Source organism: Achromobacter sp. K91 (genome assembly GCF_003576205.1).
GTDB lineage: Bacteria > Pseudomonadota > Gammaproteobacteria > Burkholderiales > Burkholderiaceae_B > Achromobacter > Achromobacter aegrifaciens.
This window is the reverse complement of sequence record NZ_QWFB01000008.1, coordinates 38,742-52,596: the sequence shown is the minus strand read 5'-3', so window position 1 is coordinate 52,596 and position 13,855 is coordinate 38,742. Positions and strand designations below refer to the sequence as shown.

Sequence of the window (13,855 nt, the reverse complement as noted above, 5' to 3'; positions counted from 1 at the left end):
CCCAGTTCGCCGCCGTATTGCTGTATCGAAGATTGTGCGCGTGAGCCTGAAGCTGCGAGCTTTGGAGGCTACCCAGCGCTCTCGCATTTGCAGTGTCAGCGTCAGTTCCGGTGAAACGGCGGAACATATTGCGCAGATCTGGAACCCGGAAGGTGTTGGCGTCGACGTCCACGAAGTAGTGCGCGCCCACATTCGCCGACCAGGTCGCCTGTGAAACGACCAGGTTGTTTTCCCGGGCATACCCCCAAAGCCGGGCGTACGCTGTCTTGGACAGCACGCCGCCGACCGCGTCCACCTCGCTTACCAGCGGAATCGCGGTATGTCCGTCCACCGGCCGGCCACACAGCGGCGACCGGTAGCCAGTGAAGAAGCCCGACGCCGACCAGATCCAAACTGCGGCACATTCGGCCACCACCACCGGCCCCACGTTCTGATTCGGCAGCTGGTTGATCGAGTACACCAAAGGTCGACTGGCAACGGACATAGCGATGAGGCGATCGATCGCCTTGAACAACTGGCCGTTGTCCGCCTCCGTGGGCTGCAGCCCTGCCGCCGCGATCACCGCCAACAGCTCGTCCGTTGTCGCATTTCCCCATTCCGCCGGAATCAATGACCCAGCCCTGCCGGCGACCGGGTCCTCGTTCACGAACTTACCGGCAACCAACCCTACGCCAGGGACACTTTTCGGATAATCCATCTGTTACCTCACTGATACTCAAATATGACGTGCGTATGCGCGGGCCTGTAGCGCCGCACAATGCACTCAATGATGTTGTTGGGATTGGCCCCGAAGCGCTCGCCCCACTGCGTAATGCCAAACCGCGCACCGCCAGGTCGGCGCTCGCCGAGGTGAAATTTCCACATGAACTGTTGGCGGCGGGTTCCGAACCGCGCAAGCCCGAAGATCGAGCGCCCAAATCTTGGCGCTCTGTACTCCTCGACCCAAGCGGCGGGATAGCCGAGCTTGCGTGCAAGCTCTACGAAGTAGAGAGGGTCCTGTCGACCAACCTCCCCGAAGCGCCGGACAACCTCTGCCCGTCGCTCTGCGAACCCACCCTCCGCACCGAGGCAAGGGTCGGGAAGGCCCAGGACGCGCTCCCAGTCCGACAGAAGCTCACGGACCCCAGACGGCACCATCTCCCCCAACAAGTCCCCCGAACGAGCGTCCACCCGCGCGAACTCTTGAGCGAGAGATTCGAGTACCGCGACCAGCTCGGGCACAGCCTCGAGGTCCCACGCAGGGCCGGGCGGTAGAAGGGCGAGGAGCTGCGCTCGATAGTCCTGCTCAGACCTCACAGCCATTCCACACCCCCGAACGTCGGCAGCTGGTTTTCCGCCGGCACTACGTCCGCCGCCGGAGCCACCAGCCGATGATCCTCTTCCCCTGGCGTCCCGCTAATCGTTTCGCCAATGTGCGTCCAGACAAATCGCTGGCCCAAATCCGCCTCCCTCAGGTGGAGATCCCGAAGCGCCGCCTCGACTCTCGCGCGGAGCGTTGCGCTGTCAGGCGTGAGCGCGATTCGATAGTGGACCGGTAACGATTGCGGTGCGAGCGCATAGACTTCCGCAGTTACCGGCCGCTTTGACTCAAGATGCGCCTGAACCGCAGCAATGGCCTCCATGCCCGGGATCGGGTCTGTGTCGTTGTCACGAACAAAGAACACCGCGACCGTGCCGAGCCCCAGATGATTGCCACGCGCCCATGCGCGTGTAACCCCAGGCACCTCCGTTGCCCAGCTCTCGTAGTCCTGCTCATCGCCGCCATGAGGCACGCGCCGAAAATCCGCAATTACTCGCGCTCGCCAAGCCTCGAGCCGCTCTTCATCTGTCCCAGCAGTCAATCCTTCTGGCGCGACTTCCCCCTGGTCCCGCACCCCAACATTTGGCGATACCAATGACAACGCCATGCGGGCCGGCCCATTCCCTGCACTTCCAGGAACTACCGCACGAACGGGAACGTGCTCGAGCTCGGACGTGAAAACTACCGTCTGGGTCGTGGCGTATTGCCGACCATCTTGGGATTGAAGAAGCGCGCCAGCGTCAAGCACTGACTGAGGAGCGCCACGCATCATCACATTGCCGGAGGCACTTGACGCCGGAGTACGCGGCACTACTTTCATAGCCGCCCACCGCGCTAGGACATCCTCATCGCATGTGTCCGGCAAGATCTGGCGCGACAGCCACCCCAAGTAGCCATAAAGGCCATACGTCGCACCGGCATGGCAGCGTGACAGTACCTGCTGGTCTGACCGACGAAGCGCAGATTCCGCCAGCGCCGACAGATCGCCGTCCGTACGCGACACCAACACGGGAAGCGAAGGAATATCAAAAGGCATTTTTTATCACCTGCCAAATATCGTTGAAGTCAGCGAGCAACTCGCGGCCGCCGTCGATACGCATCCCAACGACGCGCATCGCCAGGCGCTCCCGTCCCTGCCGTTCAGCCTCGACCTCGACACTGGCGAGGATGCTGTCCTCAATCAACCATTGCAGCGACTCGCGCGCATAGGCGATCGCGTCAATGCGCGTCTGATCGGTCAGCGTACGCCGTCGCAACAGCCAGAGACGCGACCCGATGCGATCGTCTGCGCGGGTCGGGAACGAGTCACCCCACCAGCCTTGCAGATCGGAATCGTCGACCGGGTCGCTGTCCAGCGCGCGGCGCCAGGTAAAAAGGCTAATCACGACGGCCCGCCCGAGCGGGGTAGTAACGCCCGATACGAGTCGGATATCCATCACACTGGCCCTCCACTCGTTCCGGAACCGGGCTGCACGTCCGTATGCCGATGGTCTTGAACGCTCGTCTTGCCGGCCACAATGTCCTCAACTGCTTTAACCCCCCCCGTGGCCGAGACGAGCTTCGTGTTCAACACGATTCCCTCTGGCGCATTTAGCTCACAGCGCGTCGCGTTAAGTCGAAACGTCTCGGTTGTGACCTCAACGACGCGCCCGCGCTTGAGCACGACCGAGTCGCCCTCATCCGAAAATATCGCCACCTCACCCGCCTCCAATCCGACAAGCCTATATCTGCGGTCTGCCAGACAAAGAGCCACACCATGAGAGCGGTCTCCACCAATAAAGGCCACGACCGCCTCCGCGCCGGGGTGCGGGTGCGAGGACCAACCGTACGGTTCAAAATGCTCAACGTCGCCCTTCACTTCGCCGGCAGTGAGCCGAACTTGAATGGCTTGCAACTTTCGCCCAGCGTCCACCACGGCCACGACTCCGCGCACCACAACATTCCTCAATGCGTCACCTAGGGCGCTCATGATGATTCCTCCCAATCTTCTGCCAGCAAGTACTCGAAGGCGTCGCCGCCCTTGCCTTTCTTGCGTTTCCTTCCCTTCTTATGCGTGGGCTCAGGAATGAACCCTTCGGGCGGCGCTAACGTCATACGCGACACCATCCCCCCGTCCCCGAGCACGTAAGAGACCTCGACGATCAGCATGTCGCGATCAAAGCCGATCAGGTCGTCCCGCACGCGCCCGATGAGATTCGGCCGCCACAGGGAACCATCACTCTGCCGCCACCCCTGAACCACATAGGAGACCTTCAGCGCCCGGCTAAGTCGGTAGTCCCGCTCCCACTCGACCCGGCGCTGCGCTAGAGCTGGCGTAATCTGTCCGCTCGGATTCACCTTGAGCATGCGGCGACGCTCGACACGCCCATCCGTCACACGAGCCGAAACCTCAGATGCAGCTGCAGCAAACTCTTGATCGGATCCCGACCTCTGACCGACACATCGGTACTCCGAATACAGGTTGGCAAAGTCAAGCCCCGCATCCCCCTCCTTGATGTTCTCGCCCAGGATCAAAGCGTCGGTAGCTCGCCCTTCACTGCCAGGCCGAGCCATGACCAATCGCCCTTTGCCGTCGTCGGTAGCAAAGAGCTCAGATAGGCTCAACAGACGGTCTATTGATTCGAAGACCGTCTCGGTCGGCTCCACGCTGTGGTCAGCGACCACCGCGCCATCTCGTATCTCATCAACCACCGCGACACCATACGAACCAGCCAACGACCGCACGATTTCGGCTACGGATTGCCCACGCCACTGTCCAGGCTTCTCGTCCACCGTGCAATCGATAAGATCGGCTGTCAGTGAGCGTCCGGCCACTGACACAGTTACCTCCGTAGCGGAGTACCGAATAGGCGTAGCAAAAACATATCCCGTCAGAACCAGATCACGCCCGATCCTCACCTCACACCGCGCGCCCTGTCGAATTCGAATCGGCCTCTCTGTACTGCCAGGCCAACGCCAGGTAATCGACAGTGTGAAATCACGCGCTAGGCGTTCGATCCCGGCGCCAATCTGGATCTCTTTCCAACCGCTGTAGTCCTGACCATCCACCGTTAACGTGACCAAATTCTCCGGATCAACGTGCTCCCCCACGCCCACCTCCAATTAGCTTTAGCTCTCGCGCGGGCAAGAAGCCCGGATGCGCAACCCGGTTGCGCGCAACAATCTCTCCAGCTCGTGTCGCATCTGCGTACTCGCGATACGCGAGGACAAGCCCTGGCATGATCGACACTGGCACATAGCTCTTCAGCCGTAGACCTCTCAATCCCACCACATCCAAATGGCGACCAGCAGACTGGCGAGCTGCCGCCAGCACCTCATAGTGCCCAGGGGGTGCGTCTAGAGCCACGCCCCAGATAGCACCCGCCAATTCGTCCCGGGCGACTCTCACGTCATCCACGACTGGAAGGTCACGCACCCGGTCACCAAGCAAAATCTCCGCCAGCTCTAGACCATTGCTCGAATCCGCACGAACCGCGTCCTGCTTCACCGCGTCGACCGCGACCATCACAGAGGGGCGTCGTGGCGGGCTGCCGGCCGGCAACACGGAGACGTCACGCACCGCATCCACAATGAGCGCATCCCTCGCTAGGTCCACAATGCTTCCAATCAGCGCCGCCGTCACCGGCTCGCTTGAACGGTTGACACCGCCTAGTCCGCGAACCGAGTCGCTCTTCGTAACGATCCCTTGCAGCGAAATCAGACCCTCACCCTTCGCCGAACTGCCGAATCCACCGAACTCCCTCGATGCGTCATTCACCAGCGAGAAGATGCGCGTTGCGAACGTATCCGGCCTCGTCGCGACTTCCGCATAGACCTGCTGAGCGCTTTGAAAGATCGCCCGCAGAGGCGAGCTCGTCTGATTGAAAAACTCTCGAACTTCCAACAGCGCCCCAAGCACAAGCTTCACTCGGGCCTTTGCAAGGTTGAGTGTCCTTACCGCAGTCAGAAAGCGCGATAGTGCAGACGTCTGCACGCCGGTCGCTGCGAGGTCTGTGCGCACAGCCGTGTTGGCCGTTCCAACAGGAAACGCCGTAGACACGCCCTTGACGAACTCGAGATCAAATCGAACTACGCCGCCCTCGGCCTCCGAATGCGACACATCGACGCTCGTGCACACCACCTCCACGCGGCCGTACCAGGGATGCACCAACTCACCAGTCCCCGGCTCCTCGAGCGCCTTAAGCAACGCGTCACGTTGATTGAAGCAATCCAACCCAGCTACCCAGGCCGAAAACTTGAAGTTCTGCGTTGCCAGGCCCATGTCCTCCACCATAGGCACGTCCCGCTTCGGGTACTCGTGCAACACAGTGCGGCGTCCGCGCCGTCCGCTATCCTGATCGACTAGAAACCGCACCCCGCGAAAGGAGGCCTCTTGCTTTTCATCCTTCCAGCCCATATCAACCTACCTCGCCAAGCGTTCGATAACCGACGGACGGAGTGACGCTAAGGCCAGATTGATTGGTTTTGACGCTCTCCACCCGCATACCTTGCGGCGCGCCCTCGAAGCGGATCCGCAAATCTCCGTCGAGCTTGGCAGGCTGTGCAGTACTAACCGTACCCGCCAGGCCGGCCCCGCCGCCGCGCTCTCGAGCAGCCAGGTACGCCGCCATGCTTTCGCCGACTTCCTTCGTCACCTGGCCACCACCACCACCTATTTCCCGAGGGAGCGCATACTGGCCAGCCGCGACGAATCCAACACTGCGGTCGCGGGCCGCCAGGTGAGCAGCGACGCTTTGCCCCACTCGCCCCAGCTGCCGTCCACCACCACTTTCCTCACTCGGAGCCGTGTAAGTCGGCGGTGCAACTTTGCCAAGATCCCGCGCCGCCATTCCATCGCCGCCCTTGGCTTCTAGGGGGGCCTCATACGCCGGCAAGCGTTCGCCCATCTTTGGCGCGTCTAAGCCAGCGTCAATACCGCCATCGCGAGGTGCGTTATATGTCGGCACGCTTTCGCCGAACTTGATACCGTCAGGTTCGCCGACTCCAGAGCGTGCGGCATCGCGGTTCTTCGCCGGCGCTGCAGCCTCGGCTTCCCCGCCGCCGAACAGCCCACCCACCTTGTCCTTGAGCCATTGCAGACCGCCAGTTATCGGCTCAATGTAGGTCTTGACGCGTTCCCATAGATTCTTAAACCAACCGACCAGCGGCTCCCAGTTCTTCATAACCAGGCCAAGCGGCGTCGCGTTCAGGAATGCTCCTTTTAGGCCTTCCCACGCGAGGCCGGCACCTGCGACAACTGCACTCCAGATTCCATCGAAGAATCCCGCCACCGTAGACCAAACGCCCTGGATTCCTTGCCAGGCAGCGTTTCCAAAGCCCTCAATGCTGCCCCATAGGTCAGCGAACCAAGGCCCCACAGTCGACCAGTTGGCGAGCAAAAACCCAGCCGCCAATGCCATTCCCCGTACGACCATGCCGAGCGGACTCATCGCAACGACTGCATTGAGCGCCTTCATTGCGAACGCAGCCCCGACCATCGCGACGCGAATGACACCGAACGCCAGTGCCGCGCCGAGAACCCCCTTGACCATCCAGGGATTCAGTTGGACCAGGCTCGTCACCCGATCTATCATCGGACCCGCAGCCCCGATGAAGCCGTTAATCGGCGGCAACAGTACCGAACCGATTGAGTTCCCTAAAGCCACCGCTCGGTTTTGCAGGAGCTGAATGTTGTTCGCCGTGGTCGCCGCCCTCGCCTCATATTCCTTGTTCATCGAGCCGGCATACTCAGTCTCAGCGCTGACGTTGGCGAGGTTTCGCTTGAGCAAGTCCAAGTTGTTCAACATCGGGGCAATTGCGCCGATCGACTCGCGTCCAAAAAGCGTCTGCAAAACCGAGGCTTGCTTTGTTTTGTCGACTTTGCTGATCGCTGTCAGGATTCGAACGATCGTCCCCTGCGCATCCTTCTGCATGTCTACGGCGACCTTCTTGGCGTCCATTCGCAGCGCCTTGAAAACCTGCTGCTGTTGCTTTGTTGCAGATGCACCAGCAGTCAGCGTAAGCATGAAGTTCTTCATGCCGGTGGCCGCCACCTCCTCCTGCACGCCCATCCCCGCCAGCGTCGCGCCCATCGCAGCGATCTGACCGGAGGCAAGCCCCGCCACCTCGCCCAGCGGACCAATCCGCGTAACGATTGAAGAGATTTGCTTCGCGGATGCCGGGCCGTTATTGCTCAGGTAATTGATCTTGTCGGCGAGCGCAACGACCTCGTCCTGCGTCATACGGAACGATGTCCGCCATTTCGCCATCATGTCGCCGGACTCTTCAGCCGTGCTGTCGAACGCGACACCCATCTTGACTGCATCCTCGGCGAACCTCGTCAACTCTCCTCGAGCCAATCCAGCCTGCCCGCCCGCAGCAACGATAGCGGCGATATCCTTCGCCGCCATCGGCAAGCGCGTCGACATGCGAATGACGTCCTGCCCCATCTCCTTGAACTGAGACGGCGTGTCAAAGTCGACGACCTTGCGCACATCAGCCATTGCCGATTCAAATTCAATCGCCGCCTTTGCGCCGGCGATGAAGGGAGCCGCGAATGCGCCACCCTTCGCTATATCACCCAAACTAAAGCCCTTCGCGAGACTGCTCGATTCGAGCGTCTTGCGAAATCCTGCCACGTTCTTTCTGGCGCCAGCTAAGGTAGGCGAGAGTTTATCCACGCCCGTAATCAGCGCCTTGAGCTGAAACTTTTCTCCCGCCATGTGCTAACCCTCCCGCCCCTCACTCGGCTTAGCGATCCGATCACACTCGAGCGCGTGCTCGAGCAATAGCTCGAGCGGACGCGCCATCGTCACTTCCGGGTCGATCCGCCAGAAATAGGCGACGTCGTAGACGATGCGTCGGAGCTGGTCGTATGTTGCGACGCCGAGTTCAAGAAAAAACCGGCCACCTTCCACGCCAGCGCATTGAAGTCCGCCATATCCAGCTGATCCACCGAACTAAGCGGAATTCCTGCCATGCGCACGATGTACTTCGACGCCGCTTCCGGTTCGATGCGCACGCTCTCATCCGGCGCGACGTAGTACGGCAACGCCTTGACCGCTCGAGCGTCTGCCGGCGTCAAGCTGCGCAGACTGAGGCTCCGCAATTCATCGTTGTGAGCCTTGATCGGCTTTGCCAGATCGAAGTTTTCGGTCATTGCCAGACTCCTTCCACTCCGTCGAATTGCAGTTGGACCTTGCCGTCATCACCGGTGGACACGGGCTCGCCGACCTGGTACGCCCCCGACAGGACGTACGTACGCCCGTTCTTGAATTCGCAGGTCACGGTCATATCTGTTGCGTCCTGCAGCTTCCTCAGTGAAAGCGCCGGCGTATGCAGCGCGTCAACCTTCAGGTAAGGCACGCGATCCGTTTCCGAGAAATACCCCGGCCGCAGACTTTCACGCGTGATGTTCGTGGTCGGCGCTTCTGCCGCGCCGGTTACTTCAATCTGCTCGCCGTCCACTTTGAAATAGACGGTACCGGCAACCTTCTGGCCCATGGTCAAACTCCTCTTTCAAATAAAAAAAGGCCCGCGCTCGGCGGGCCTTTGCTAAACACTGCGTGCGTCTACGACGCGTCGGGATACTGCTGGCGGAACTGATTGAGCAGCGCCACGACGCGCAGCTGGTTGACGTAGTCGGGCGGGAACAGGATGTTCACACGGTTCGGATTCTGCGCGTCGCGCTCGACGATAAGATGCTCCTGAAACGCCTCCATGTTCTCCACGATGCCCATGCGCTCGAGCGCACTGTACGCCGCGATCAGCTCGTTGCGAATAATGCTTGGCGTCACAATGGCCTGGCCAGCACCGAACCGGGTCCCATCGTTCGCAAGCTTATGCCGACCGTACTTGCTCGTAATGCGCCCCTTCAGAAAGCGAATGATGTACGCCGACTGATGCATCGTCTCGCTGTCGAGATAGGAGTCGTCCGGCTGCCCATACGCATTTCGCTGATAGGTCGTGACGGCTCGCTCGATCCGCACGCTGTCCACCGTGCAGTATGACGTCGCAACCCCAGCCCACAGGAGCGACTGCCGCTCAGTCAGCAGGAATCGCTTTCCCTCAGCGGGTGGAGCAATTCCGGTCAATTCGCCGGTCTGCGTTGGACGGGCGGGGTCAGCGGTGATGAATACAGCCTGGCGAGCCGCGTAAGCGGCGCCGACTTTCCACGCCGGTGCAGACGTCTGCATTTCAAAACCATGAACCGTAAGGTGCTGGTCGTTTCGGGCGCGACCTTCCGTGACCAACTCGCCCAACGTGCCTCGTCGGGCAGTGTAGACATGACCGTACAGCATCTTGCTCCACGACCAGCGGCCGCTGCTGTCGTCCATCCACGTCTTGAACGCGTCGAGCGAAGCAGGATCGGTGAAGGTTTGGAACACGAATTCGAACTCCGCATCACCCACCTTTGCGAGCAGCTCTTCCACATCGGGGACACCGGCACCGCCCGAGGGCTGGGTAATTTCGATTTCCAACCCGCCCGGCGTTCGCTCTCCTCCCGCGCTGCCGCGAAGGTTCACGCCGAGCCGAATGTCGTTCCCGAGCAACCCCTTGAAGGTGGCAGTGAGCGTAACCTCCGAGCCGCTTTCGGGCAATGCAGACGCCTGCACGCCCAGCCCCTTCCCGTTTACTGCCGAGGCGATCGCGCTGCCGACTGCCGCCGCGGCCATGCCACTGGCGACCGTGATCTGGACGCGCTCGTCGCCAACGTAGATGCTCAAAACCCCGGCTTCTGTGGCTACGCCAGACACGACCACCTTGCCGGCCGCCGCAGTGCCGGCCGCGAGCTTCACCGGCAGGACCCAGACCTCGCCCATCGGATCGCAACGGCGCCACGCCGAATATGCTTGCGCAAGGGGAGATCCGACGCCGGCCAGGGCACGCACCTCGCTTTCCTGACTGGCGATGACGAGCTCGGTCGAGGCAGTGGAGCTATCATTTGCCGGCGCCACGATGAGGCGGCGCAGTTGCGTCGCGCCGCTGTTTGCCTGCGAATTGTCCATCTCGGCATAGAACAGCGGCACGCGCAGATCGCTGGGAATGGAATTGAAGGAGATCATTTGTTGCTGCTCCCAGCCTTCTTGACCGACCCCGGATCGGAGACGGTCACGTCCTTGTCATCGATGCGCCGAATCCAGTACAGATCGCGCACCACCTTGCGCCCCTCGATGGGCAGATAGTCGCCGCGCGCAGGATCCGGAACGGTCCGGCCAGGCGCGGGCACCACGTGAATTTCAGGTTTCGCCATGTGGCAACTCCATTCTTACTTCGTGTTCAATCCGGCCATCAGGGCCGGGCTTATTGAGGTTCGGATCGGCCATTGGATCGATGGCGTCGATATGCAGGGTGCCACCTGCAAATCGCGGTAGCCGATCGCGCTCGTATTCTTCCCAGGTCTCCGCAGGCTGTCCCGACCTGTCATCAAAGGCGGCGCGACCGAGCGTAAATGCTGCCGAAAAGGAGAATCGATAGACGCAACGCGAGCGGTCCAATTGGACCAATTCCCCGCCGTTGTAGATCAGGCCGTCGTATCCTTCGTGAGGCTCCCACCCTGCCAACGCAAGGAAGAGCTGACGCCGGATCTCGTGTAGCAACTCGGCCTCGAGGTTTCCTTGTTCATTACGCGTGGCAAGAACAACCACAATATCGATCGAATCGCGGATCTCCTGAAGATACGAAGTCTGCGACTGCAGCTCGGCTGCATCGTCCTCGGCTTGGATGATGTACGCCGCCGGCGGCTTCATGTGGGCCGAACCCATCACCACATCAGTGTCGAGCCCTCCGGCCACGCGACCCTCAAATGCCGGTACGTGCTGCCTCACGTGCTCGACCACCGGAGAAATCCGCATTTCGCCCCCCTACTTGAGTGCTTGTTCCAGTGCTGCAGAGAGCACCGACCGTATGTTTCCGGTCTGCTCCTCCAGAGCATCCGTCATGTAGTTGCCGCGCGGCTTAACACGCCACTTCCCATTCTTGGCCTGAGACCGACGGTCTCTGCGTCTGGGCTTGCCCGTCACCCCGTAGAAGAGATATGCAGGGTAGAAGTCCTCACCCATAGCCGGCGTCTTGAATGGCGCCACACGCACAAGAAACCCCGGACGGCTGACTTTGACGGTGATGCTGCGCGCCAGCGTGCCCCGACGCCGAGCGGGATAATCTCGCAGCGCCGCACCTTTCCGGATCCTCTTCCGGGCGGCGATCTGGACAAGGCGCCCCACACGCCTGAATCCCTTGCGCACCTCCTTGCGATCAAAGTCCAGCCGCCTGTAGCTATCCCATCCGTCCACATGCATTGCGGCACGCACGCCAGAAGTCTTAGCCATTTATCAACATCTCCACCTCGAAGACGGTAAATTCGCGACCACCCTTGAGGGGCGCGCTGCGCTCAACGCGATAGGTGACGTTCCGGTGCACGATCTGGAAGTCACGCTCGACACCTTCGAGAAAGCGCACCACGATCCGATGCGTCACCTTGGCGTCGATCTGCATGCCCGCCAGATAGGCTGCCGTCCCCACCGGAGTGATCTTCGCCCAGCGATCGAACGACGCAGGGAATTCATCCGTCATCCCACCGCCCGCAGCGGGCATGTGCTGCAGGCGGCGGAAGGTCACCCTCTTGTCCAATTCGCCGGCCTCGGGATAGTCCATCTACACCCCCATATTGATGCGATAAGGCGTGAGCAGCGCCAGCACAGCGCGACTATTCACATCGGGAGAGCTGCCTTTCGGCCCGTACAGGGCCTCGACCTGCAGGAGGATCGCGGCCGCGACCTCATCAGGGCAAACAGTGGTCTCGTTGCCGTCAGACCCAACCTCGGCCCACGGCACGGGCCGGCCGAGGATTTGAGACACGCCACCGATGGCAGCACTGAGAAGCCGGCCGAGGATCCGGTCGAGATCATCACCATCCACCCGAAGATGCTCCTTTACCTCGGCCAGGTCAGGAACCCCGGCCATTTGCACCGCCCCTCCCCTGGCCCTTGTTTTGAGGTTCCCGAGCCATCCTGTCGCTCGGCTTGGGTGCCAGCCTTTGGCCGGACGAACTGCGGCCCGGCATGGCCTGGGCCGCGTCGAGCTTCTTGCGCCCTTCCGACTCTTCGTCCACCAGGCCGGCCTGCTGCAGTGCCTTGAAACGGCGCGCGTCAAGGTCGGGTAAGACCTGCCCGCGACGCACGAGACCCTCGATATCGTTCTCGAACGTACTGAGTGCGATTGCTTTCATTGCATTCTGCGGCGGAACACCGCCGCCCTCCATACCGGTAAGATCCTGGCGCTTTACTCGCCCGACGGCGGCGCGGCGTTGGCCGTCGGGAACGTGCCGTGAACGAACGACGCTTGTCGGTACACGGCCAGCGCTGCGCGCTCCTCCGCGCGAATCGTCAGCATGTTCGTGACGAAGTTGTCGCGGTCCTCGGTCGAGATCTCGACCGTCGCGTCCTCGCGGTCGAACAATTGCGCCCCTGCGTTAAATGCGCCGACCAGGAAGTCGCCGGACGCCATGGCCATCGACTCGACCACCGGGTAGCCCCACAGGTTCTTGCCGTTGTAGAGCGTCGGGTTGGACCAGATGTACGTGCCATTCTTGTCCTTGGTAAGCTCGATCGCCTCCCACTCCTCGGGGTGCATCACGATCGCGCTCGGCCGATATAGCGACAGCCGGACTTGCAGCAGCGCGTGACGAACCACGTCGATCATGGTGTCTCCGTCCTTGTTGCGCGCCACCTGGTACGCGGCGGCCTGGGGGATGATCCCCAGCATGTTCGGACCGGTGCCGTCGCCCAGCAGGATCTGCTGGTCCTCGGCCAGCTTGAGGCCGTAGAGCATGCGCATGTCGATGTACGTCTGCAGCTGCGGCGCATCGTCGAGGATCTGCTTGCTGGCCGGGATCCAGTGGGCGATGGTCTTGACACCGGCGTTCGCCAGCTCGAAGGTGATATTGCTCTCGGGCTTCTTAGTCCCTTCGACCACCGGCCCGGCGTTGTTGGTGAAGACGTTCTCGCGCACGTACTCGATCGAGTTGCTGGTAGTACGGCCCGGCAGCAGCAAATCGCGAACCACCAGCTCGCGCTCGGGCGCGACCACGATACCGGGCAGCCGCTCAGCGGGAACGAGGACGCCAGCCGAGTTTGCGGCGCTCGTCACAGCCTTCACCGCAATGCGACCCGAACGCGACGCGCGTCCCTCGACGAGGCTCTTGTAGCCCTCGGACTCGGCGACAACTTCGCCCCAGGTCTTCACGCGCGGCTGTTCGCCGCCAGCGCGGCGGGCCATTTTCTGCTCCAGGTCGAGCAGTCGCTTCTGCACCTCGACGCCATCGCTAGCGATTTTCTCCAGAGCGCTCTTCGTTTCGGTCGAAATCTGGCCGAGAGACTTGATTTCCTCGGCCGCCTTCGCGGCGAAATTTTTGATCATCTCGTCGCGCTGCGCCAAGTCCTTGAGCAGCTGCTTGACTTCAGCCTGGCCGGACTGGTCCTCGGCGCCACCACTTTTTTTGCCCATCTCGCCCAGCGCGCCGCCAACGGCACGCATCAAAGCGTTGTGCTCATGCATGTTGGATTTCATGTGATCCCT

General features: G+C 61.4%; 18 protein-coding genes. All 18 read right to left on the bottom strand.

Translation table 11 applies throughout. The features are described 5' to 3' along the window. Positions 1-697 (bottom strand): phage tail protein (locus DXK93_RS32245; RefSeq protein WP_233564487.1); only part of this gene is annotated, 697 nt, incomplete at its 3' end. 8 nt (positions 698-705) lie between these two features. Continuing rightward, positions 706-1,302: a YmfQ family protein gene (locus DXK93_RS01695; protein ID WP_119449186.1), complete on the bottom strand. Its 597-nt coding sequence runs from the start codon at positions 1,300-1,302 to the stop codon at positions 706-708. Further along, positions 1,293-2,336 (bottom strand): baseplate J/gp47 family protein, encoded by a 1,044-nt coding sequence (locus DXK93_RS01690; RefSeq protein ID WP_119449185.1) that lies wholly within the window; start codon positions 2,334-2,336, stop codon positions 1,293-1,295. Before DXK93_RS01690 ends, DXK93_RS01695 begins: the two co-directional genes overlap by 10 nt. Continuing rightward, positions 2,326-2,736 (bottom strand): phage GP46 family protein, encoded by a 411-nt coding sequence (locus DXK93_RS01685; protein WP_119449184.1) that lies wholly within the window; start codon positions 2,734-2,736, stop codon positions 2,326-2,328. The genes DXK93_RS01690 and DXK93_RS01685 overlap by 11 nt, the downstream gene beginning before the upstream one ends. Continuing rightward, entirely contained in the window at positions 2,736-3,269 is a 534-nt protein-coding gene (locus DXK93_RS01680) for a phage baseplate assembly protein V (RefSeq protein WP_119449183.1), read from the bottom strand. The genes DXK93_RS01685 and DXK93_RS01680 overlap by 1 nt, the downstream gene beginning before the upstream one ends. Next, the gene (locus DXK93_RS01675) at positions 3,266-4,390 is read right to left on the bottom strand and encodes a phage baseplate assembly protein (RefSeq protein WP_119449182.1); all 1,125 of its coding nucleotides are present in this window, start codon (positions 4,388-4,390) and stop codon (positions 3,266-3,268) included. Before DXK93_RS01675 ends, DXK93_RS01680 begins: the two co-directional genes overlap by 4 nt. Next, on the bottom strand, positions 4,374-5,696 hold the full coding sequence (locus DXK93_RS01670; RefSeq protein WP_119449181.1) for a DNA circularization protein: 1,323 nt from the start codon (positions 5,694-5,696) through the stop codon (positions 4,374-4,376). The genes DXK93_RS01675 and DXK93_RS01670 overlap by 17 nt, the downstream gene beginning before the upstream one ends. A gap of 1 nt (position 5,697) precedes the next feature. Next, positions 5,698-8,001 (bottom strand): phage tail tape measure protein, encoded by a 2,304-nt coding sequence (locus DXK93_RS01665; protein ID WP_119449180.1) that lies wholly within the window; start codon positions 7,999-8,001, stop codon positions 5,698-5,700. An 89-nt stretch (positions 8,002-8,090) separates the two neighbouring features. Then, positions 8,091-8,438: a phage tail assembly protein gene (locus DXK93_RS01660; RefSeq protein WP_119449179.1), complete on the bottom strand. Its 348-nt coding sequence runs from the start codon at positions 8,436-8,438 to the stop codon at positions 8,091-8,093. Then, entirely contained in the window at positions 8,435-8,782 is a 348-nt protein-coding gene (locus DXK93_RS01655; protein WP_119449178.1) for a phage tail tube protein, read from the bottom strand. The genes DXK93_RS01660 and DXK93_RS01655 overlap by 4 nt, the downstream gene beginning before the upstream one ends. A gap of 68 nt (positions 8,783-8,850) precedes the next feature. Further along, positions 8,851-10,344: a phage tail sheath subtilisin-like domain-containing protein gene (locus tag DXK93_RS01650; protein ID WP_119449177.1), complete on the bottom strand. Its 1,494-nt coding sequence runs from the start codon at positions 10,342-10,344 to the stop codon at positions 8,851-8,853. Beyond that, complete coding sequence (locus DXK93_RS01645) at positions 10,341-10,532, bottom strand: DUF2635 domain-containing protein (RefSeq protein WP_119449176.1); 192 nt, start codon at positions 10,530-10,532, stop codon at positions 10,341-10,343. The genes DXK93_RS01650 and DXK93_RS01645 overlap by 4 nt, the downstream gene beginning before the upstream one ends. Continuing rightward, the gene (locus DXK93_RS01640; protein ID WP_119449175.1) at positions 10,519-11,133 is read right to left on the bottom strand and encodes a hypothetical protein; all 615 of its coding nucleotides are present in this window, start codon (positions 11,131-11,133) and stop codon (positions 10,519-10,521) included. The genes DXK93_RS01645 and DXK93_RS01640 overlap by 14 nt, the downstream gene beginning before the upstream one ends. Positions 11,134-11,142: 9 nt before the next feature. Then, positions 11,143-11,607: a hypothetical protein gene (locus DXK93_RS01635; protein ID WP_119449174.1), complete on the bottom strand. Its 465-nt coding sequence runs from the start codon at positions 11,605-11,607 to the stop codon at positions 11,143-11,145. Continuing rightward, positions 11,600-11,932, bottom strand: coding sequence for a phage head closure protein (locus DXK93_RS01630; protein ID WP_119449173.1), 333 nt, complete (start codon positions 11,930-11,932; stop codon positions 11,600-11,602). The genes DXK93_RS01635 and DXK93_RS01630 overlap by 8 nt, the downstream gene beginning before the upstream one ends. Then, entirely contained in the window at positions 11,933-12,241 is a 309-nt protein-coding gene (locus tag DXK93_RS01625; protein ID WP_119449172.1) for a head-tail connector protein, read from the bottom strand. Further along, positions 12,225-12,506, bottom strand: a complete 282-nt coding sequence (locus DXK93_RS01620) for a hypothetical protein (protein WP_147400209.1) — start codon at positions 12,504-12,506, stop codon at positions 12,225-12,227. Before DXK93_RS01620 ends, DXK93_RS01625 begins: the two co-directional genes overlap by 17 nt. Before the next feature lie 53 nt (positions 12,507-12,559). Continuing rightward, positions 12,560-13,846 carry a phage major capsid protein gene (locus DXK93_RS01615; RefSeq protein WP_233564486.1) on the bottom strand — a complete coding sequence of 429 codons (1,287 nt, stop codon included), beginning with the start codon at positions 13,844-13,846 and terminating at the stop codon, positions 12,560-12,562. Positions 13,847-13,855: the final 9 nt, after the last annotated feature.